This is a genomic window from Methylovulum psychrotolerans (assembly GCF_002923755.1).
Lineage (GTDB): Bacteria > Pseudomonadota > Gammaproteobacteria > Methylococcales > Methylomonadaceae > Methylovulum > Methylovulum psychrotolerans.
The window spans coordinates 119166-140357 of sequence record NZ_PGFZ01000003.1 but is presented as its reverse complement, the minus strand read 5'-3'; the positions used below and the strand labels follow the sequence as shown (position 1 = coordinate 140357).

Annotated in this window: 17 protein-coding genes and 5 pseudogenes; 11 read left to right on the top strand and 11 right to left on the bottom strand. The window is 53.1% G+C overall.

Features of this window, described 5'->3' with window-relative positions; translation table 11 throughout:
- Positions 1-42 precede the first annotated feature (42 nt).
- Positions 43-936: a phosphoribosylaminoimidazolesuccinocarboxamide synthase gene (locus AADEFJLK_RS08675; RefSeq protein ID WP_088619598.1), complete on the top strand. Its 894-nt coding sequence runs from the start codon at positions 43-45 to the stop codon at positions 934-936.
- Between the two features lie 81 nt (positions 937-1017).
- Here the strand turns inward: AADEFJLK_RS08675 and AADEFJLK_RS08670 are convergent, their stop codons facing one another.
- The 6 genes from AADEFJLK_RS08670 to rodA form a co-directional block, all read right to left on the bottom strand.
- Positions 1018-1281 (bottom strand): YbeD family protein, encoded by a 264-nt coding sequence (locus AADEFJLK_RS08670; protein ID WP_088619599.1) that lies wholly within the window; start codon positions 1279-1281, stop codon positions 1018-1020.
- Entirely contained in the window at positions 1278-2120 is an 843-nt protein-coding gene (locus AADEFJLK_RS08665; RefSeq protein WP_088619600.1) for a D-amino acid aminotransferase, read from the bottom strand. The genes AADEFJLK_RS08670 and AADEFJLK_RS08665 overlap by 4 nt, the downstream gene beginning before the upstream one ends.
- On the bottom strand, positions 2110-3282 hold the full coding sequence (locus tag AADEFJLK_RS08660) for a D-alanyl-D-alanine carboxypeptidase family protein (RefSeq protein ID WP_088619601.1): 1173 nt from the start codon (positions 3280-3282) through the stop codon (positions 2110-2112). The genes AADEFJLK_RS08665 and AADEFJLK_RS08660 overlap by 11 nt, the downstream gene beginning before the upstream one ends.
- Positions 3283-3466: 184 nt before the next feature.
- Positions 3467-3925 (bottom strand): septal ring lytic transglycosylase RlpA family protein, encoded by a 459-nt coding sequence (locus AADEFJLK_RS08655; protein WP_103973974.1) that lies wholly within the window; start codon positions 3923-3925, stop codon positions 3467-3469.
- A complete protein-coding gene (gene mltB, locus AADEFJLK_RS08650) occupies positions 3873-4919 on the bottom strand; it encodes a lytic murein transglycosylase B (protein WP_249028010.1) in 1047 nt (348 codons plus the stop codon). The genes AADEFJLK_RS08655 and mltB overlap by 53 nt, the downstream gene beginning before the upstream one ends.
- Positions 4919-6049 (bottom strand): rod shape-determining protein RodA, encoded by a 1131-nt coding sequence (gene rodA, locus AADEFJLK_RS08645; protein WP_088619603.1) that lies wholly within the window; start codon positions 6047-6049, stop codon positions 4919-4921. Before rodA ends, mltB begins: the two co-directional genes overlap by 1 nt.
- Before the next feature lie 333 nt (positions 6050-6382).
- Between rodA and AADEFJLK_RS08640 the strand changes: the two genes are divergently transcribed.
- Both AADEFJLK_RS08640 and AADEFJLK_RS08635 read left to right on the top strand, forming a co-directional pair.
- Complete coding sequence (locus AADEFJLK_RS08640) at positions 6383-6631, top strand: ribbon-helix-helix domain-containing protein (RefSeq protein WP_088619604.1); 249 nt, start codon at positions 6383-6385, stop codon at positions 6629-6631.
- Entirely contained in the window at positions 6632-7042 is a 411-nt protein-coding gene (locus AADEFJLK_RS08635; RefSeq protein ID WP_088619605.1) for a putative toxin-antitoxin system toxin component, PIN family, read from the top strand.
- Here AADEFJLK_RS08635 and AADEFJLK_RS08630 read toward each other — a convergent pair.
- Positions 7039-8340 carry a dicarboxylate/amino acid:cation symporter gene (locus AADEFJLK_RS08630; RefSeq protein ID WP_249028009.1) on the bottom strand — a complete coding sequence of 434 codons (1302 nt, stop codon included), beginning with the start codon at positions 8338-8340 and terminating at the stop codon, positions 7039-7041. The two genes, AADEFJLK_RS08635 and AADEFJLK_RS08630, sit on opposite strands and share 4 nt — an antisense overlap.
- Positions 8341-8556: 216 nt before the next feature.
- Here AADEFJLK_RS08630 and AADEFJLK_RS08625 point away from each other — a divergent pair, with 216 nt between their 5' ends.
- The 3 genes from AADEFJLK_RS08625 to AADEFJLK_RS08615 all read left to right on the top strand — a co-directional run bounded on the left by AADEFJLK_RS08625 (position 8557) and on the right by AADEFJLK_RS08615 (position 14412).
- A complete protein-coding gene (locus tag AADEFJLK_RS08625) occupies positions 8557-11313 on the top strand; it encodes an Hsp70 family protein (protein WP_103973972.1) in 2757 nt (918 codons plus the stop codon).
- A 273-nt stretch (positions 11314-11586) separates the two neighbouring features.
- On the top strand, positions 11587-13059 hold the full coding sequence (locus AADEFJLK_RS08620; RefSeq protein WP_103973971.1) for a sensor domain-containing diguanylate cyclase: 1473 nt from the start codon (positions 11587-11589) through the stop codon (positions 13057-13059).
- A 157-nt stretch (positions 13060-13216) separates the two neighbouring features.
- A protein-coding gene (locus tag AADEFJLK_RS08615) for an IS3 family transposase (RefSeq protein WP_428839025.1) occupies positions 13217-14412 on the top strand; the annotation gives its coding sequence in 2 pieces (ribosomal slippage) (positions 13217-13493 and positions 13493-14412; 1197 coding nt in all).
- 625 nt (positions 14413-15037) lie between these two features.
- Here the strand turns inward: AADEFJLK_RS08615 and AADEFJLK_RS23905 are convergent.
- Positions 15038-15238 (bottom strand): hypothetical protein, encoded by a 201-nt coding sequence (locus AADEFJLK_RS23905; protein WP_146054543.1) that lies wholly within the window; start codon positions 15236-15238, stop codon positions 15038-15040.
- A 124-nt stretch (positions 15239-15362) separates the two neighbouring features.
- Between AADEFJLK_RS23905 and AADEFJLK_RS08605 the strand changes: the two genes are divergently transcribed.
- Positions 15363-16592 carry an IS1096 element passenger TnpR family protein gene (locus AADEFJLK_RS08605; protein ID WP_103973969.1) on the top strand — a complete coding sequence of 410 codons (1230 nt, stop codon included), beginning with the start codon at positions 15363-15365 and terminating at the stop codon, positions 16590-16592.
- A 156-nt stretch (positions 16593-16748) separates the two neighbouring features.
- Positions 16749-16946: pseudogene (locus AADEFJLK_RS08600) on the top strand (transposase); the annotation flags it as partial.
- 6 nt (positions 16947-16952) lie between these two features.
- Here AADEFJLK_RS08600 and AADEFJLK_RS08595 read toward each other — a convergent pair.
- A pseudogene (locus AADEFJLK_RS08595) lies at positions 16953-18015 on the bottom strand (IS701 family transposase).
- Between the two features lie 124 nt (positions 18016-18139).
- Between AADEFJLK_RS08595 and AADEFJLK_RS26060 the strand changes: the two are divergent.
- The 3 pseudogenes from AADEFJLK_RS26060 to AADEFJLK_RS26055 all read left to right on the top strand — a co-directional run.
- Positions 18140-18417 (top strand): annotated as a pseudogene (locus tag AADEFJLK_RS26060) (IS3 family transposase); the annotation flags it as partial.
- 79 nt (positions 18418-18496) lie between these two features.
- A pseudogene (locus tag AADEFJLK_RS08590) lies at positions 18497-19299 on the top strand (IS1595 family transposase).
- 3 nt (positions 19300-19302) lie between these two features.
- A pseudogene (locus AADEFJLK_RS26055) lies at positions 19303-19490 on the top strand (IS3 family transposase); the annotation flags it as partial.
- Positions 19491-19883: 393 nt separating this feature from the next.
- On the opposite strand, the gene asd reads toward AADEFJLK_RS26055, so the two are convergent.
- Both asd and queF read right to left on the bottom strand, forming a co-directional pair.
- Positions 19884-20741, bottom strand: coding sequence for an archaetidylserine decarboxylase (asd, locus tag AADEFJLK_RS08575; protein ID WP_103973966.1), 858 nt, complete (start codon positions 20739-20741; stop codon positions 19884-19886).
- Positions 20742-20748: 7 nt separating this feature from the next.
- Positions 20749-21138, bottom strand: coding sequence for a preQ(1) synthase (gene queF / locus AADEFJLK_RS08570; RefSeq protein WP_103974162.1), 390 nt, complete (start codon positions 21136-21138; stop codon positions 20749-20751).
- Positions 21139-21192 lie beyond the last annotated feature (54 nt).

The following is a 21192-nucleotide window of genomic DNA, read 5'->3' as shown; positions in this document are numbered from 1 at the left end:
ATTGCCCTTTTAAACTACCCTTTGTACACGATAAGAGACTTTATGACCGCACCACACGCCCTGCACCAATCCGCCCTGACTTCCTTGCCGCTGCTTGCCCGCGGCAAAGTGCGGGATATGTACGATATTGACGCGCATACCTTGCTGATCGTCACCACTGACCGCCTGTCGGCGTTTGATGTCATTTTGCCAGACCCTATTCCTGGTAAAGGCCGGGTTTTAACGCAGGTGTCGAACTTTTGGTTTAACAAAATGCGCGACATTATCCCTAACCATCTGACCGACATTCCCTTAGCGCAAGTGGTTTCGGATGCAGAAGAACGGGCACAGATTGAAGGCCGCGCCATTGTCGTGAAAAAACTGCGCCCTTTGCCCGTAGAAGCGATTGTGCGCGGCTACCTGATCGGTTCCGGCTGGAAAGATTACCAAAAAACCGGAGCCGTATGCGGCATTACCTTGCCCGCTGGCCTGCAACAGGCGCAAATCCTGCCGGAGCCGATTTACACGCCGTCAACCAAAGCGGGTGTCGACCAACATGATGAAAATGTCGATTTTGCCGCGACCGTCGCCCTCATCGGCGAAGACTTGGCCGAGCAAGTACGCGCCGCCAGCTTGCAACTCTATAAAACTGCCGCCGCTTATGCCCAAGAACGGGGCATAATCATTGCCGATACGAAGTTTGAATTTGGTGTCGATGAACAAGGGACATTGTATTGGATCGACGAAGCCCTGACCCCCGATTCATCACGGTTTTGGCCAGCAGATCAGTATCAGGTCGGCATTAGCCCGCCCAGTTTCGACAAGCAATATGTCCGCGATTATCTGGAAACTTTAGATTGGGATAAAACCTACCCGGCCCCCGCCCTGCCCGCCGATGTCGCGGAATTTTGCGCGGCGAAATACCGTGAGGCGGCAAGCAGACTGACCGAGGCTTAAGGCCAGAGTCCGTTGTACGCAAATGACAAAAGCATAAATCCCGCCCGTGCACCACGGGCGGTTTAGGCTAGCGCTAATCGGCTACAAAGCAAATAAAATCAGCGGATGGTCAGTCAGATCCTGGTAAATGGCATCCAGTTGCTGTTTGCTGTGGGCTTGGATGGTGGCGGTGATGGCCAAAAAATTGCCGTCTTTACTGGGCCGTGCTTTCAGGTCGGCGGGACTGATGTCGGGGGCGTGGCGGCTGATGATTTCAATAATCAGCACATCCAGTTCCACATCGTTTTTGCCCATTGCCTTGATAGGGAACGCGCAGGGAAATTCAAATAAGGTGTCTTCACTCATGATAGGGATTGTTTATAAGCTTGAAAAAGGCTATTTAGCGTTTGCCAGAGTGGCCCCGGTTTTCCGTCGCCCACCACCGCACCGTCTAATTCGACCACCGCAATAAGCTCACGGATTGAGCTAGTGACCCAAATCTCGCTGGCAGAGTTCAATTCTGCGGCACTGATCGCGCTTTCACGGCAAGGGATAGCATTTTTCTGGGCCAACTCCAAAATCACCTCACGCGTAATGCCGGACAATAGCGCAGGGCTTGGCCCAGGGGTGACCAGCACACCGTCAAGTACGGCAAAGACATTACTGGCGGCCCCTTCGGTGACGTTTCCGTCCTTAATCAGGATGGCTTCGCCGCCGCCCTGGTCTACCGCCGCTTGGCGGTGCAATATATTGGCCAATAAGGTGATGGTCTTGGCATGGCACAGCCGCCAACGGCTGTCGTCCATAGTGACGGCGGCGATGCCGTCCTGCGTACCCGCAAACGGCACAATGTCGGCACACATCGCAAAGACGGTGGGCGCAGTATTTTCAGGAAAAGCATGGTCGCGTTTCTCGGCTGCCCCACGGGTGATTTGCAGATACAGGTATTGGTTTTTATCCGCCGCCACCAGCGGTGCGAAAATGTCCCGCCATTCGCTGCGGCTGTGCGGATTTGGCAGGCGTATAGCCGCGAGGCTGTTATCCAAGCGCTGCAAATGGCTGTCAAGACGGAACGGCTTGCCATAATACACCGGGATCACTTCATACACGCCATCGCCAAACAGAAAACCCCGGTCTAATACCGAGACTTTGGCTTCCTGTAAAGGCAGGTAGCTACCGTTTAAATAGACGGCCTTACTTGCCATCGTCAGATTTCTCGAAGGACATCAGCGCCCCATCGTAAAGACGGCGAAAAATATTGCCGGAATCGATGGTTTTTAACGCCACCAAGTCTTTGCTGATGAGCGGTTCGCCTTTTAAGGTGACATTGACCGTACCGTGTTTTTCGCCCTCGGTAACCGGCGCGGTGATCTTTTTATCGACGGTAACGACCGCTTTCAAATCGTTGTAATGGCGGCGCGGGATCGTAACGTACAAATCTTCCGGCAAGCCTAAGGGCAGTGTTTGCTCCGCACCTTTCCACAGCCGCGCTTCGCTTAAAGATGTTTTGCCCTGATAGAGGCGGTGCGATTCGTAGAAGCGGAAACCGTAATTGAGCAGGCTTTGGTTTTCATTGGCGCGGGCCTTACTGCTTTTCGTCCCCATCACAATGGAGATCAGGCGCATATTCTCCCGCAGGGCGGAAGCGACCAAACAGTAACCTGCCTCGTCGGTGAAGCCAGTTTTAACACCGTCCACCGATTCGTCACGCGACAATAATTGGTTGCGGTTATGCTGGGTAATATTGTTGTAAGTGAATTCTTTTTGCGAAAACCACGGATAGTATTCAGGAAACTCTTTAATGAGCGCCGAAGTCAGGATCGCTAAATCACGGGCGGAAGTGTAATGGTCGGCAATCGGCAAGCCGTCACTGTTTTTAAAGTGGCTATTGTTCATGCCCAAGCGTGCTGCCTGTTGGTTCATCATTTCCGCAAAGGTCTCTTCACTGCCTGCAACATGCTCGGCCAAGGCGACACTGGCATCGTTACCCGATTGGATAATCACCCCTTTGAGCAAGTCTTCGATTTTAACCCGCTCATTCACCTCGATAAACATCCGCGAACCGGAAGCCGCCCGCGCTTTGGCGCTGACCGTGACCAGATCGTCAAGGTGTAAGGTGCCTTTTTTGATTTCGTTAAAGACCACATACACGGTCATAATTTTAGTCAAGCTGGCGGGTGCGAGCTTTGCGTCGGCATTGTTTTCCGCCAAAATCTTACCCGTATTAGCATCCTTTAAAATATAGGCGGTTGCGGCGATTGTCGGTGGCGGCGGGATAGCCATATCAGGCTCGGCGGCATTAGCGGGCAAGAGCGAGAATTGGAAACCCAGAAATAAGAACAAAGTAAATTTTTTGAATGGCATCATTGCTGCTCTGCGGGGGATAGGACGGAATAAAACAGCCCTTATTGTATCATGGCGCAGCCTATTTGTTGGGTTTCAGTAGCAATTTTGGCGGATGACGGCGGGTTAAAACGCAGCAAAGTTACGCGCCTTGCTGTACGGCAAGGACAACAGGGGCGGTAACGGGGGGAGGCAGACTTAAAAAAGCTTAATTCATCGCTAAGGGCGTGATTTTGATCGCCGCAGTACCTGACTTATGGATGCCTAATTCTTTGGCGGCAGCATAAGACAAATCCATCACGCGGTTGCCGGTGTACGGGCCACGGTCATTAATGCGTACCACGACTGTCCGTTGATTGTGCATATTGGTGACTTGGACATAAGAGGACAGCGGTAGCGAATTATGGGCGGCGGTCAGCTCGTTCATGTCGTAGCGTTCGCCACTGGCGGTAACGTGGCCTTGGAATTGGTTGCCGTACCAAGAGGCGATGCCTTCATTGCCACCGTTACGCGAGCCTGAATGATGGTGACGGTAGTGGTGATGGTGTCTGGCGGTGTGGTGCTGATGATGCCTACCGCTGTGCTTGGCCGCCGCCGCTGTTGAAATCGGATTGCTAAAAAAACTGCATACCACCAGATAGAGCATTGCTGTTATGAGTTTGTTCATGGGTCTGTCCCCTTTGATTTAAGATAAATTCACTGAGTTGATACACAGCCATGGCATATAAGGCGCTATGGTTATAACGGGTCAGACAATAAAAATTGTCGGTAACCGCCCATAATTCCACACCTTGCTCTTGATTTAGTTCAAGAATTTTGACTTTTTCGGTCAAAACCAAAGGCTGCGATATTTTCAAGTTGAGTGATTCTAACCCAGCGAGTCTTAAATCCGGCTTAAGGTTATCATTAAGAATCGATTTATATTGCTCGCCGACCGCCTGCACAGGGCTGGCGATAGGCTGTCCGCTACGCCAGTGGAAGCGGCTAAAATAAGTCCCGACACTGGCAATCACATCGGCGGGGTCATGCCAAATGTCGCGGCGACCATTGTTATTAAAATCAGCGGCATAGCGGCGAAAACTGCTGGGCATAAACTGCGGCATACCCATCGCCCCAGCATACGAGCCTAACGGTTGGCGGGGGTCAATATGTTCCTCGCGGCACAGCAATAAAAACTGCTCCAACTCGCCTAAGAAAAAATTGCTCCGGCGGGGGTAAGCAAAGCCCAAGGTTGCCAAGGCATCCAGCACCCGATAATGGCCGGTATTTTGCCCATAACTGGTCTCCACACCGATAATGGCGACGATAATCTGTGCCGGTACGCCATAGCGGCGTTCGGCTTCCGCGAGGGCTTCGGCGTTGTCAGCCCAAAACTTTACCCCCCCGGCAACACGCTTATCGGTCAGGAACAACTTCCGGTACTGATACCACGGCTTGGCTTCGGCAGGTTTGGCGATTTTTGCCAGAATATCGTCATTAATCACCGCCGAAGCCATTAAGGCCTTCAGTTCAACGGCATCAAAATGGTGGACGGCGACCATATTATCGACAAAAGCCGCCATCGGCACTGTAGGTCTGGTGGTATGGGTGCAGGCGCTCAGCCAAGCGGTGGCCGACACCAGTAGAAGACTGCGGCGCAATACGGAAAAATAAGTAGTCATCAGCGTGATAGGCGTTTTTTGTGGGTGTGGATGGACATTAAGATACCGAAACCGGCCAATAAGGTGACTATCGACGTGCCGCCATAACTGATCAGCGGCAACGGCACGCCGACCACCGGCAAAATGCCGATGACCATGCCGATATTGACAAAAACATAGACAAAAAACGTGAACGCCAGACTGCTGGCCAATAAACGGCAGTAAGTGTCATGGGCTTGCGAGGCGATATACAGGCAACGCGCAATAATCAGCACATACAGTACCAACAGGCTGACGCAGCCGAACAGGCCAAACTCCTCGGCGAAAACGGCAAAAATAAAATCAGTGGAGCTTTCCGGCAAAAAATCCAACTCCGATTGGGTACTGCCCAACCAGCCCTTGCCGTAAATACCGCCCGAACCAATGGCGATTTTAGATTGGATAATATGATAGCCGCGCCCCAACGGGTCGGCTTCCGGGTTTAAGAACGTCAGCACCCTATCGCGCTGGTAGCCGTGCATAAAATGCCAAATAATCGGCAGCAAGGCACCGACAATAGCGGCAATGCCGATAATAAACCGCCACGATAGCCCGGCAAAAAACAATACCCCTGCCCCCGAACTGGCGACCAGCAACGCCGTACCCAAATCCGGTTGCTTAGCGATCAGCAAGGTCGGCAATAAAATCAGCCCCGTAGCAATTGCCAGTTGCTTGATTTTCGGCGGCAAAGCGTGTTCGGACAAATACCAGGCCACCATCATCGGCGTGGTCAGCTTAATCATCTCCGAAGGCTGAAAGCGGAAAAAACCCAAATCCAACCAGCGCTGCGCCCCTTTACCGATTTGCCCCATGATAAGCACGGCTATCAGCAAAAACACGCCCATACCGAATAATAGAGCCGAATAGCGTTTGAACTGGTAGGGGTTAACATGCGCCAGCGCCGTCATCAGCACAAACGCCAACCCCATCCGCGCCGCTTGCCGATACAGCACCCCCATATCCTGCCCGCCTGCACTGTACAAAATGATAAAGCTAAGCGAGGCCGCGAGGATTAGGCCGAGAAATAAAGGGATGTCAATATGCAGCCGCCGCAGTATCGTGCCGAGGATGGAAGGCGGTTCAAAATGTTCGGAACGGGTTTCGGTTTTCATGGCTTGGAGGCAGTCATAACATAAATGATTATAAAATACGGTTCCTTAATTTAATGGCGATGTCGGTTGCTGTGGGGCAAAACACCTGTCTTGCTACCGCGCCTCCCTATACGGGTTGCCACTACCGTTGTGGGCGAACCCTTGTTAACTTCCCCGCCCCAAGAAAAACGACAGGATAGCTTGTCTTGTATTTTCGCGCCTTGGTGTAGATGTTTGCTTGGCGAGTTGGTAGGCGGCGTTTATTGAAAATAAAGGGCTTAAGGCTTTACTTGACATTTGCTATATAAACACATAAACATATAGACAGACAATTTATTCGTGCGAGTTATTTTTATGGCCAATCCAGAAACAAATGCCCGTTGGAGCCTTGTGGTTTCGCGTGATACCGATCAGGCACTCCGGCAATTTCTTGCCAGCCAAGGCGGTGGGCATAAGGGCGACTTATCGCGTTTCGTTGAAGAAGCGGTACGCAGCCGTATCTTGGATTTAGCGGCTACGGCAGCAAAGGCAGACAACGCCACCTATTCCCAAGCCGAGATTGATAACGCCATTGATGAAGCGTTGGCATGGGCAAAGCAATAAATGCGGGTCATTTTGGACAGTAATATCCTGTTTAGTGCGCTGATCTCCCCTAATACGCCCCCGCACCGTATTTATCAGGCGTGGCGGCAAGGCGTTTTTGAATTAGTTACCTGTAATGAGCAATTAGAGGAAATCCGTCGAGCCAGCCGTTACCCAAAATTCAAAACCATACTGCAACCGCACCGTGTCGGGCTAATGCTCAACAATATGCAGAGTGCAACCGTCATTGACCGCTTGCCGTCAGGATATGAAGCCGCCGACCCTAACGACGCATTTCTTTTGGCATTGGCAGACAAATCACAAGCCCATTATTTGGTCACGGGTGACAAGCGGGCGGGCATCTTATCTCTGCTGGCTATCGGCCAAGCTCAGATTGTTACTGCCTCGGTATTTTGCGATAAAGTGCTTTAATTCGCCGTACGGCTTCTTGTGCCGCGAGCAGCGTCACCCGCAACCAATTTCTGCACAATCAAACTGCCGATCATATCCCCCTGCACATTGACCATCGTCCGCACGGTGTCCAATATACGGTCTATGGGCAACAAAATGGCGATGGCTTCGGCGGGGAGACCGACCGATTGCAGCACCATGACCATTGTCACCATGCCCGCGCTGGGGATGCCGGGCGCACCGATGGCAGCAATCATGGCGGTGCAAAAAACAATCAGTTGTTGGACGGCATTCAGCTCTACCCCGGCCAGATTGGCGATGAACAGCGCGGCGGCGGCTTCGTAGAGCGCGGTGCCGTCCATATTAATGGTGGCGCCTAGCGGGATGACAAAGCCTGCAATGTCCGGCTTGACGTGCAAATGCTGTTCGGCACAGCGTAAGGTGACAGGCAGGGTGGCGGAGCTGGAGCTGGTGGCGAAGGCGGTAATCAAGGCCTCACGCGCCCCGCGAAAGAATGCCAGCGGCTTGATGCGGGTCACTGCGTACAGCATCAGCGGCAAAACCAGCACCGAATGTAAGAGGGTAGTACCCACAATTACGGCGACAAATTTCGCCAGACTGGCTAATAACGCCGTGTTTTGGCTGGCGACCAGTTGCGCCAATAAAGCCATGATGCCGAACGGGGCCAAGTGCATAATCCAACCGACCATCCGTAGGGTAATTTCCAGACCCTCTTGCAACAAGGCCAAAACCGTGCGGTAACGCTCGCCGCCCAGCACCAGGGCGACCCCCAAAAACAGCGCGAACATGACAATGGCCAACACATTGCCTTGCGCCAATGCGGCAAAGGGATTGACGAACAAACCATGCAAAAACTTGCTGAAAAAGTCCGCCAAAGTCATTTGCTTGGCATCAAAGCCGTGCATGGCAGTCTGGAACATCGCCAGATTTAAGCCTTTACCCGGCTCAAACAGGTTACAGGCGGTCAAGCCCAGCACCATCGCCGCCGCCATCGACACCACGAAAAAGCCCAAGGTAGCAACCCAGACACGGTGCATTTGCTGGTGCAAACGCAAATTGGCGACCCCGACAGCAATCGAGGTAAACACCAGCGGTACTAAAACCATTTTTAGCAAATCAATAAACACGGTACTGACCAGCCCACCCACATACAGGCCGTGGCGGCTTAAGGTGGCTTCTGTGCCGAGTTGGGCAAACAGCAAGCCCAGCAGCACGCCGAGCAGCACCCCCAGAAAAATTTGCGTATTTAAGGACAGGCGCATGGCTATTTGCTCTCTAAGTTGGCTGACGGGGGGCATTTTGCTGGCTTACCTCTATACGGCAAAACCTTTAACACGATTTTAACCGATTGCCCAGTTCCGGCAGGAAAAAATTCCGCGTGGCGCTTAGAGCCATCCCCACCTACACCCCGCCGCAGGTTTGCTATAATACTCACTTGCAATATATTGGTAGCTGTGTGATAACCCTGCCAGCATCCCTGATTTTCCAAAAGAACTATAAAAAAACAAATTATCGTGCAAACTCCAGCCCCCCGTTATCTGGTCGGCATCGACTTAGGGACGACCCACACTGTGGTCGCTTATGCCCCTATCGACAAATCCGCCGACATTCACATTTTTTCTGTCGAGCAACTGGTCGCCCCCGGTCAAGTGGCGGCGCGGCCCTTATTGCCTTCGGTGCGCTACCATCCGGCGGAAGGCGAATTGTCGGCGGCGGATGTAAGCTTCTCCCCTGCCGGGGCCACGGCAGTCATCGGCGAGGCGGCGCGGGTTTTGGGCGCGAAAACCAAAGGCCGCTTTGTCACCAGTGCCAAAAGTTGGCTGTCGCACCCGTCTGTAGACCATAGTGCGGAGATTTTGCCCTGGGGCAGCAGTGAAGACATTGCCAAAGTCTCGCCGATTGATGCCAGCGCCAGTTATTTGCAGCATATCCGCACGGTCTGGCGACATAAATTCCCCGACGCGCCCTTAGAGCAGCAAGACATTGTCATTACCGTTCCCGCGTCCTTTGACGAGGCGGCGCGGTCTTTGACCCTGGAGGCGGCCAAACAGGCCGGACTTAGCCAAGTGCGCCTGCTGGAAGAGCCGCAAGCCGTTTGTTACGACTGGCTGCGCCGCAATGCGGGTAATCTCCAGCAAGCCTTAGCCCAAGTGCATCTATTACTGATTTGCGATGTCGGCGGCGGCACCACCGACTTGACGCTGATTAAGGTCGAGCAAGGCCTGCACGAGCCGAAACTGACCCGCATCGGGGTCGGCGACCATCTAATGCTGGGCGGCGATAATATCGACTTAGCCTTGGCGCATTTGGCGGAAAGCCGTTTGGGCGCGGCGGACAAACGCCTGTCGGCGGCGGATTTTTCGCAATTGATCGAGCAATGCCGGATTGCCAAAGAACGCCTGCTGGCCGAAGACGCGCCCGAACAGGTCAATGTCACCTTATTAGGTGGCGGCTCGAAACTGATCGGCAGTTCGCGCTCGGCAGTGTTAAGCCGCGAAGAAGTCCGGCATATCGCCTTAGACGGCTTCTTCCCCTTATCCGGCTTACACGAACTGCCAGAGCGCAAGCGCAGCGGCGTGGTCGAGTTTGGCCTGCCTTACGCCGCCGAACCGGCAGTCAGCAAACACATCGCGGCCTTTTTAAAGCAACATACCTTGGCGGCACAAGAAGCCTTGGGCGGCGGCGTGGGCGTACCGGACGCGCTATTGCTGAATGGCGGGGTGTTCCGTAGCCAACCGATTACCCAACGCCTGTTGGCCTTAATGGCAGCTTGGCGGGAGCAACCGCCGCTGCTCTTGGAAAACCTGCATCCCGAACTGGCCGTAGCCTTTGGCGCGGTCAGCTACGCCGTCGCCCGCCGCGACAAAAAGCTGAAAATCGGCGGCGGCGCGGCGCGTAGTTATTTCCTCTTAGTCGATACCGATAGCACCGACCACCAGCAAGGTGTGTGCATCCTGCCCAAAGGCAGTGAAGAAGGCGACGAAGTGCTGTTGACTGGTCGCCAATTCGCCTTGCGTCTGGGAGTTCCGGTGCGTTTCCACTTAGCATCAACTACGGGCGACAATGACGTGAAGCCCGGCGATGTCGCGGCGATTACCGATGATTTCCATTCCCTGCCGCCTTTAGCGGTTGCCTTGCACAGCGACGGCGGCGAAGTCGCCAGCGAAGTGGTGGTGCAATTAGCGGTGACCCAAACCGAAGTGGGGACCTTAAAAATCCAATGCGTCGCGGTCGCCGACCCTAAACAACGCTGGGATGTGGAATTTCAGATCCGCAAGAAAAACCGTACCGTCGGCAACGCCGATGTGGCTTTGCCCGCCGACAAGCTGTTGCGCTTGGAAGAAAAAATCCAAACCATCTACGGCGCAAAATCCAAACAAGTCGACCCTAAAGCGGTGAAAAGCCTCCGCGCCGACTTAGAAAAAATTGTCGGCACCCCGCGCCAAGACTGGGAAACCCCGCTGTTACGGACGCTGTTCGGGCAATTATTGGACGGCAGCAAATACCACCGCCGCTCCGATAACCATGAGCGCATCTGGCTAAGCCTGATAGGTTTTTGCCTGCGCCCCGGCTTTGGTTATCCCTTAGACGATTGGCGGGTTGAGCAATTATGGAAACATTACCCGCACGGCATCCAATTCGTCAACGAGATCCAAAATTGGACAGAATGGTGGACGCTGTGGCGGCGCATTGCCGGAGGCCTGAACGCCGCCGCCCAAGAGCAATTGTTCAACGACATCAGCAAATACATCAACCCGGCTTCGGCACGGCAACCGGGCATCGCCAAACAACTTAAAACCCGCAGCTACGACGAAATCGTCCGCTTGGCAGCGGTGCTGGAACGCTTACCCGCCGCGCAAAAAAGCCAATTGGGCGACTGGTTGCTGCAACGTCTGCAAAAATCCGGCGAACCCGACCAAACCTGGTGGGCGGTCGGGCGTATCGGCGCACGCGTCCCGTTCCACGGCAGCAGCCATAACGTCATCCCCGCCGAAGTAGTAGCGGCCTGGCTGCAACAGATGCTCGGCCAAGATTGGAAAAAATCCCCGCATATCGGCTTTGCCGCCACCTTGATCGCCCGCATGAGCGGCGACCGTAGCCGCGACATCGACGACAGCCTGCGCGTACAGATCAGCGATAAACTAAAATTCAGCAAAGCCCCGGCCTCTTGGGTGGAACTGGTCGAGCAAGTCAAAGAGCTGGATGAAAAAGACGAGAAACAAATTTTTGGCGAAGCCTTACCGCCGGGTCTGAAATTGATTAACGCTTGAAGACGGATACTTAGGAGCGTGGGCATCTTGCCCGCAGGTATGGACAAGATGCCCGCGTTCCTAAATAAAAACCATCTATACAGACAACCCAGTGCCAACTTTTTTTAACCCCACCCCCACCTTATTCCCACAAGCGGATAGGCATAAAAGCGTATAAACACTTCTTATTTGCCAATATGTTACAGAATTTATAAATGGCAGTTGAATTATCGGCTAACGGTAGTATGCTAACCGCACTCTATTAAGCCGCTGCCCACCCGATAGGTTCCTAAAATGGCTAAGACTAAAGAAATTGTTACCGAAGCCCTCCCCACCATTGCGGATAAGCCTTTTTTTGAAGAAGACACGGATTTCAAAATAGTTGCCGAAGATGCCCCGGTCATGCTTTGGCTGACCAATTCTGAAGGCAAGGTCGTCTTTACCAATTCCAAATGGAAAAAATTTGTCGGAGCGACAACGGAAGGGCAATTAAGCGGCGAAACGTGGCTAAACGCATTACATTCTGACGACCGTGACGACTGCCTGCATGTTTTTCGGGATGCGTTCCAGTCCCACCAGCCTTTCGAAATGGAATACCGCTTGCGGCGGTTTGACAGCCAATACCGTTATATCCTCGATACCGGCGAGCCTTATATTAACAAGGAAGGCAAATTCTCCGGTTTCATCGGCTCGTCCACCGACATCACCGACCGCAAAAACTACGAAAACCGCCTGCACCTTTCGCAACTGGAGCTGACCCAGCATAACCGCGAAATGGCGCTGATTAACGAATTGAATTCGTATTTGCAGGTATGCCGTTCCTTAAAAGAAACCCATGCCATTGTCCATTATTATGCCAAGCGGATTTTTACCGACCAGTCAGGGGCACTGTACCTGTTCAATGACGACCACAGCCTGGTGGAGGCGGTGGCCACTTGGGGCGAGGCGCAGTTTTTCTCCTCGCTGGCGATTGCCTCCGATGACTGCTGGGCGCTGCGCCAAGGGCGGCTGCATATTGTCGAAGATCCCGACAACGCCATCCTGTGCCACCATGTCCTGCCCAACATCAACCAAGGCTATGTCTGCTCCCCCGCCATCGCACAAGGCGAAATGATCGGCTTTTTGTGCGTAACCTTGGGCGATAAGCACGACGATAAGCGCGGGGCATGGACATCGGTGGAATCACGCACCCGTTTGATTTCCCTGGCCGCCGACAACTTGGCAATGGCGTTGGTCAGCCTTAAATTGCGCGAAGCCTTACGCAACCGCTCATTGCACGACCCAATGACGCAATTGTTTAACCGCCGTTATCTGGATGAAACCTTGGCCCACGAACTGGCCAATTGCCAACGTAACACAATGGCTTTAGGCTTGATTATGATCGATATCGACCATTTTAAAACCTACAATGACACCTACGGGCATGATGCGGGGGATTTTGTCCTGACCGAAATCGCCGAAATTATGCGTTCCAAACTCAGGGAACACGACATCGCCTGCCGCTACGGCGGCGAAGAGTTGGTGATGATTTTGCTCGGTGCGAACAAAGAAACCGCCGCCATCCGCGCCGAAAGCGTCCGCTCGGCGATAGAAAAACACGAGTTTACTTACAAGGGCAAAGCCTTGGCGAAAGTCACCGCGTCGTTTGGGGTCGCGGCCTGTCCTGAGGATGGCCATAGCAGCCACGCACTGTTAAAAGCCGCCGATGTCGCCCTGTATCAGGCTAAAGACACGGGGCGTAATAAGGTGGTGCTTAGCCAAAGCTAAACAGCAGGACGAATGGGAGTTGCCTATCAGGCGACCTGCTGGCTCCGCGCCGTCCAATACCGCCGCAATCGCCGCGTAATCTAATGAATATTATAGTGGACCCATAAAAACAGACAATAATTTAAGATGGTGTCCATCATAAAACAGGTGGACGAAAATGAGTGAGAAAAAGCGTAAATTGATGACCGGCGCACAAAAGGCGAAGGTGGCGTTGGAGGCGGTCAAAGGTACAAAGACGGCCAATGAGATAGCCCAAGAACACGGTGTCCATCCGACGCAAGTCGGCCTCTGGAAAAAAGCCTTGCTGGAGAATGCCGGGCAACTGTTTGAGACGAAGCGCGGCCCGAAGGCGGTTGACCCGCAAAGCGACCCCGAACGCCTGTACGCCAAGATAGGACAGCTCAACATGGAGTTGGACTGGCTGAAAAAAAAGTCCGGGATCAACCCTTAAGCCTGCGGCAAGCGTGGGTTGCCCCCAATGACGGGCAGTTGCCAGTAACAGCCCAATGCCGTTTGGCGGGCATCGCCCGGTCGACCGTGTATGCGGGTAAAGCGGAAAGGGTGGACGGGTTCGAACTGATGTTGCTGCGCTTGTTGGACGAGGAATACACCCGCCGCCCCTTTTACGGCAGCCGGAAAATGGTGGCTTGGCTACGCGCCGAAGGCCATTGCGTCAACCGCAAGCGCGTGCAGCGCCTGATGCACATCCTGGGCTTGGCAGGGATGGCACCCGGCCCCAACACCAGCAAAAGCCACCCGGCGCACGCGGTTTACCCGTATTTGCTCAGGGGCTTGGGCATTGTCCGCCCTAACCACGTTTGGAGTACGGACATAACCTATATCCGGCTGGCGCACGGTTTTGTCTACCTGGTGGCGGTCATCGACTGGTACAGCCGTAAGGTTTTGGCTTGGGAAGTGTCGAACACGATGGATGTCGGCTTTTGCGTGGATTGCTTGGCAACTGCGCTCAGGCTCTACGGGATACCCGAAATCTTCAACACCGACCAAGGGGCGCAGTTCACCAGCGACAAATGGATAGCCGTACTCAAGGACAACGGCATCACAATCAGCATGGACGGACGCGGCAGGGCATTGGACAATATTTTTGTCGAACGGCTGTGGCGGAGCGTCAAGCATGAGGATGTTTATCTGAAAGGTTACGCCCATTTGCCGGAATTGCTATCAGGGCTGGCCGACTATTTTGTTTTTTACAACAGCGGACGTTACCATCAATCACTGGGCTATAAAACGCCCGATGAAGTCTATCGGACGGCGGTCGGCGGCGGGGCAAAAATAGCAGATCATTTTAGCGATAAACGAAATGCTTCAAACGGAGAAACGGGGCAGCGCTAATCCGCTGCAATGGCAATGACACTATCTTAAACTAGGCTAAATATTGTCTGGACAATGGGGTCCACTTAATATATCCCAAGTCATCGAGAGTGCATTTCCAGGGTCAAGTCATTTAGCAATTGGCTTAGATGCGGAAATCCAAGCAAACCAGAATCCTATGGAACTGCCAAGGAGCCCCGACCTTTTGTCCCTAATACCCGCTTATATGCAATGGGCCGTTCTGAATAGGGATAACTACGGCCAATTGGTTACCGATTGGACATTAAATACTTTGGCTGAATATGGCCGGGCTAAGTCGGAAGAATCAGCGCACTTGAATTTCAAATTTTTGTGCACTGAATTACAACGGTTAGCAGTTTGCTCTTTTTTGGAGTGGAGCCTGTCGGCACTCGTGATAATTCCCGAAGAGCAAGTAAAGAGAGCCATCAAGCACTGGCTTAAGTCGGTTGGCAATCCAACTTAAGCCGACACCCATTCCGTTGCCGGGCGAAATGCGCTTAATTCATGCCCAACAAGCCAACCCAAGGGACTGCCCGCCGTTCCGGCTAGTAAAGTTTTTAATTTTCACTGGTGGAGATGCTTCGCTAAAGTCATCTAAGCAGGCAGCACCTGCCATACCCCCTGATTAGCCACTCCCAGCAAACAACCGCGCCAAGTCCTCCGCCCTCCCCGTATCCGGCCTATCCCGATATACCCCACTCATCGGCTGCTCCGGCTGCATTCCACGCACCAACAAATAACACACCCCGCCGAAGTGGCACTCATAGCCATAATCCGGCAAGCTGTTGGTTTTGCGGTCTAAAATAGAAATGACCTTAATAGACACAAATCCAGCGGTTGAAAAAGTCTATTACGCCCTCTCCGTATGGGGTAACTTATGACAAACTCGGCGGGGTTTAAAACGAATATCGAAAGTTACTCTAAAGCCGTTAAGGACAAAAATAAAAATTATGACGAAATTAACCGAAAACCCCACCCCTGAGCAAATCCTTAGCCTAAATAATCAGCTTTTTAGTGACCATGCCCCAGGCACCCTACTCAAGGACTTCGCCACCCTACTCGATTTTATCGGCCCTAAAGGCATCCCCGTATCCGGTCAACAGCATTTATTGCCGATCAAAGCGTTGCCGCACCTCAACCAACTGATGTCCAAGCCGTTAGACGTAAAGCTGAAGCGCCCCGTGCAAAAATCCTTCCCTCATATTAACGGCCTGTTTCTTTTGCTCAGAGCATCAGGGTTAAGCTACATCCTCGTTGACAAAAAAGTTGCAACACTCCGGCTAGATACTGACGTTTTGGCGGACTGGCAGACACTCAACCCAACCGAGCGTTATTTTGCCTTATTTCAGGCCTGGTGGTTGCGCGGTAACGGCAAAATGCTCGACAGTATTAACGGAAGCCAAAATCCTTACCGTATCTTGATGCTTTTTAAGGACGTATTAGGCAAGCCACTGGGGAGTAAAGTGCCGAATATTGACGTTGAGTATCTGCGCTATACCCCCGGCTTGCTGAATCTGGCGCTGATGGAATTGTTCGGCTTTGTTCGGATCAAATTGGCTACCCATTCAACAGGCGAGACTTGGCCTATTATTGGTATTGAACCCAGCGATTGGGGGCGGACATTCTTAAGTTGCCTCCCGGAAGGCATGATGTTGACTGGCGGACTATTCAACACCCTCCCGGAAGATGCTCAAGGCAACCCCTGGCATTTTGCCATAAAACCCCATATTCCCAGTTGGCAAAGGGAATTGCGCGAACCGGAAATTCTGGCACTGGAAAACGGCTTTTGTGTGTTTAAAGTCAGCCTAGGCAAAGCCTATTGCAAACTGGCCGCCCCCACCTCCGCCACGCTGGATGACTTGGCCGCCAACATTTTAAGTGCCTTTGCTTTTGATAACGACCATTTGTATGAGTTTATTTATACAAACCGCTATGGCTTAGAAGAACAGGTTAACCACCCCTATGACAATTCAGATCCCTGCACCGAAGATGTCACAGTGGGTGAACTCCCGCTTTATAAAGGCATGGAACTGGCCTTCCATTTTGATTTTGGTGATGATTGGTGGTTCAAGTTAGTGGTTGAAACCTTCGCCGCCAATGATGGCCGTTATCCACAGATCAGTATACTTGAACAGCACGGCATACCACCTAAGCAATACCGTGATTGGGATGATGAATGAAGCGGCATCCCATGGGTCGGGAAGCGTTTGCCAATTTTGCCCGCTTTACGTTATCCGGCCAAAGCCTTCTTGTACAAAAACACCGTAACCGTTTGATGTGGCTACACTAAATCGGACACACACTTTAAAATATCCTAAAAAGAGTGTGATCCTAATATGAGCCAAGAAAAAGTCAAAACCTATACCGCCGAATTTAGAGAGTCTGCCGTCAAGCTGGCCAATGAAAGCGACAAACCCATTGCCCAAACCGCCAGAGAGTTAGGTGTTAATGAAAACACCCTGCATACCTGGATCAACAAATATAGTCGGCCAATGGCGCAGGACAAAACGGTGCGGACGGACGATCATTTATACTAGAAGTTACGCATTGACGACAGACTGAAATTCTGAGTTGAGATGTACTATGGTCGGCATCAACGTGCCGATGAAGCCCGCAACGACTTCATTGAACAGGTTGCGTTGAACGCTATAGCAGTTGTCTATCAATGACATGGCACTGAGCTTTTGGAGTTGGACGTAACCACAAAGGGCGGCGAACAGGTGGTTTTTGACGGCGGTTTTGGTGCGCACCTGGAAACGCTCGATATTGCAGACCTGCTTGATGGCGCGGTGGTACTGTTCAATATGCCAATGCCTGTCATGCTGCTCAAGGAACGCTTTCCGGCCAAAGGACGCAAGCTGTTCATCATCCGCCAAGTAAACGGCGTAGTGGCGCGGCTGGTCTTTCAGCCATGTCCTGAACAGCTTCACGTTACCGAAGTCCTTGAGCCAAACGGCCAGCCCGTCATCGGGGATGTCCAGCTTTTGCACCTGCACCCAGCGGCCTTTGTCCACGGAGACGGTGCGGTTGCTTTCCACGGCGAACAGCCAACCCAGCCGGTGGTTTTTTACCCGCTTCAGGTTGTCAACGCCGCTGTACCAACTGTCCCCGGTCACAAAGGCCGGTTCCAGACCCCAAGCCAGGACATCCTCCAGCATCTCACGGAAATAGTCGTTCCTAGTGCCCCTTGTGGGTATTGGTTTTTCCTTCCGATTTGTCGTAGACGCGGAAGTTGACGGGCAGGTGCTGGCCGTCGGTGTCCGAATAGTAGAGCGTGATGAGGCTGATGCCCTTCACCGAACGGTGGTGCTTACCCGACCAGAAATGGCCGACAAACGCCAAATATTGGCTGTAAGGTTTGTCCAGCACGCTGTCGTCAACGCTCAATGTGCCGCCTTTCAGGTTCAGCAAGGGCGCGGATTCGTTGTACAAATCCTTGCCTTCGTAGCGTTCCCGTTGCAGGAAGCGGGTCGCGTTATCGTGCGAAATGTCCATAACTTCCGCCAGACGGCAGCAACTGCCGTATTTGGGTTCGCCCAACAAAAATCCGATGTACATCGGCAGGGTGCAACGGGCTGAGGTGGGATGGGTGATTGTCCTTATCATGGTCTGCTCTTCTGCTGGCAATTGTATGTGACTTTTTAAAAGGCATATTGTAACCTGGCCGTCAATGCGTAACTTCTATATACGAAGAACTTAAGCACCTGATATATATATATATGAATAACTTAAGCGTCTGAAGAAAGAAAACGCCCGATTGATAGAGGAGCATGATTTATTAAAAAAGGCGGCGGCGTACTTTGCCAAGGATCAACGGTAAAGTACGCCTGGATCAAGCAACATGCCACGGAATTTCCTGTCGATTCAATGTGTCGGTTTATACCCTCTGGGGCACAAGTGCTGGTTTCGCGTAGTGCTTATTACGCTTGGCTGCATCGATCCCAAGCAATGAAAGAAAAGGAGGATATCGAACTGACGGCAATTATCCATAGCCTTTTTAAGAGGCTATGTTACCGTTAATTATGGAATCATACCGCTAAAATCCCGTCCAATTAGCAAATCACCATCCGACCTGGATAAGCCCATGATTGCCGAAGAGTTTAAAGAATTGCTGTCGAGCCTCCGGGGGCTTGGCCATCATCAGCGTAACTTGGCCAAAGCCACCCTTAACCCGCAAACCGACCTGCCCGAAACCCTTGGGGTAATCGAGGCCCGTTTCGAATTAAACCCCGCTTGCCCCCACTGTGCGGGCATCCGGCTGTCACGTTACGGCTCCGCCAGCGGCCTGCAACGCTATAGCTGCAAAAGCTGCCGGAAAACCTTCAACGCCCTGACGGGGACGCCCTTGGCGCGGCTACGCCACAAGCCCAAATGACTGGGCTACTTTGGCGGCTCTGGCAGAATCAAAGACGGTGCGCAAGTCCGCCACCGATGCGGGTGTGCACCGCAACACCAGCTTCCGGTGGCGGCACCGGTTCCTGTCCGGCATCAGCCTTGACCGTCTCGCCACGCTCGAAGGCATCACCGAGGCCGATGAAACCTATCTCCTGGAATCGGATAAGGGCAAGCGCAACCTAAGCCGCCGCCCAAGGAAACGCGGGGGGGTTCGCCACCCTGCCCGGCATCTCCAACCAGCAAACTTGTATCTTGGTGGCGCGTGACCGCTCCGGCCACACGCCCGATTTCGTGACGGGCAACGGCCCGCTGACCAAGGCAAGCCTGACGGAAGCCCTCAAGCCTGTGCTGGTCAGCGACGGCAACCCCTCCTACAGAGCGTTCTGCCGGACGGAAGGCATCAGGCGGGTCTTTGAACAGCACCCCAAACCATCCCCTCAATGGTTGCTCAATGCCGCCTTGGGGAATTTTCAACAATTAACGGTAACATAGCCTTTTAAGAGGAGCCGGGCAACTTACGGCACCCGGCGCATCAGGAAGGCGTTGTCCGACCAACAGCGCAGCGTCAGCCGCCGCCGAATCAGCCGGTTGATGGATAAGGCCACAAGGCATGTAAAACCAAGCGCAAGTTTAAGGCGACCACGGACTCCCAGCATGATAAGCCCATTTCGCCAAATCTTCTCCTGATTAGCAAGATGCTTCAGCCGAGGGGATCCAAACCTCTGGGCGAGGCCCAACGGCGATGGCGGCAACAAGCAGGCGCATGGGAAGCCTATCGAGCTGGAACCTGCGGTTGAAGCGAAAGGGGAGTCGCTATTTTTGCGAAAGATTGCTTCGGCATCCTTGCCGGTCAATCAGCAAAAATCACGCGACCGCTTATGCCTTCGGCTGCCCCAGCCGTCCTGGTCACTCGCTCGCCACCCAACAAGGGGTGGCTCACATGCTCTCCAATGACTCGACGCGATTTCGTATAGCCTGCATTTTCACTTCCGCTTCGCTTCGTGAAAACTCAGGCACTATCGCTTCTGGGGACTACTCGACTCCTGTCTCGCAGCGACGGTTTACCTAACATCGGGTTACAACAACCGCCCGATCTGCTCGCCCAGCCGTACCGTCTTCCCGGCACTAAAGCCATCCTGCCATTGCATGGCATCTTTACCGAACAGCACGATAATGGTCGAGCCCATATTAAAGCGCCCCATTTCCGCACCAATGCTAAAAGTCGGGGCATCGCTGCCGTAAGACCATTGGCGGACGCTGCGGATGGTCGGCGGCGTAACTACGCCATGCCAGACGGTTTCGATGCTGGAGACAAAAATCGCCCCGACCAACACCAAAGCCATAGGGCCTACGGCAGTGTCGAACAGGCAACAGACGCGCTCGTTTCTGGCGAACAGCCCGGGCACATTTGCAGTGGTAACGGTATTGACGCTGAACAATCGCCCCGGCACATGCACCATTTCTTTCAGCGTGCCGGTTATCGGCATGTGCAGACGGTGGTAATCCTTGGGGGCCAAGTAGATGGTCGTAAACTGGCCGTTTTGGAACGGTGCGGCACGTTCGCTACAGCCGCCCAACAAGGCTGTAGCGGTGAAGCTTTTGCCTTTGGCCTGAAAAATCGTACCGTCGGTAATCGCCCCGGCTTGGCTGACCGCCCCGTCGGCGGGGCAAGCCACCGCCCCTAGCGCGTCCGGCCAACGGCGTGCGCCCGGCTTGAGCTCACGGGTAAAAAAGTCGTTAAAACTGGTAAATTGGCTAAGGTCTTGCTGCAAAGCTTCACTCATATCCACACCGTAATGTTTGATAATCTGCTCGATGAACAGTTTTTTAACGGTGGGGTTTTCGCTATGGGTGAGCTTGCTCAGCAATACCGAGAGGCTGTGTTGCGGCAAAATATATTGCGGCAATACGCACAAGGCTTCTTTTACTGTCATGATGATCCTACGGCAAATTGACCAATTCGGGCGCTTGCCACGCGGGGTTGCGGTGCTCGACGACGACTGTAGTGTAAATGCCGCCGCGCACATTAAACTCGGCACGGATACGCATAAAGTTGGGTTGGGTCACGGCGACAATATCATTAAGGATTTCGTTAGTGACCGCCTCATGGAACGCGCCGCGCTCACGGAACGTCCACATATACAGCTTGAGTGCTTTCAGTTCGACGCACAGGGCGGCAGGCACATATTCGATTTGCAGCGTGGCAAAATCCGGCTGGCCAGTTTTTGGGCAGAGGCAAGTGAATTCGGGGATGTCGATGCGGATCGTGTAATCACGGCCAGGCTGTGGGTTATCGAAGGTTTCTAAATCTTTACTGGGTTGGGTGGTCATGAGTTTCTTAGGTTGGGGTGAAGATGGCAGAACAGTTTTCCCTGCCATAAAAGG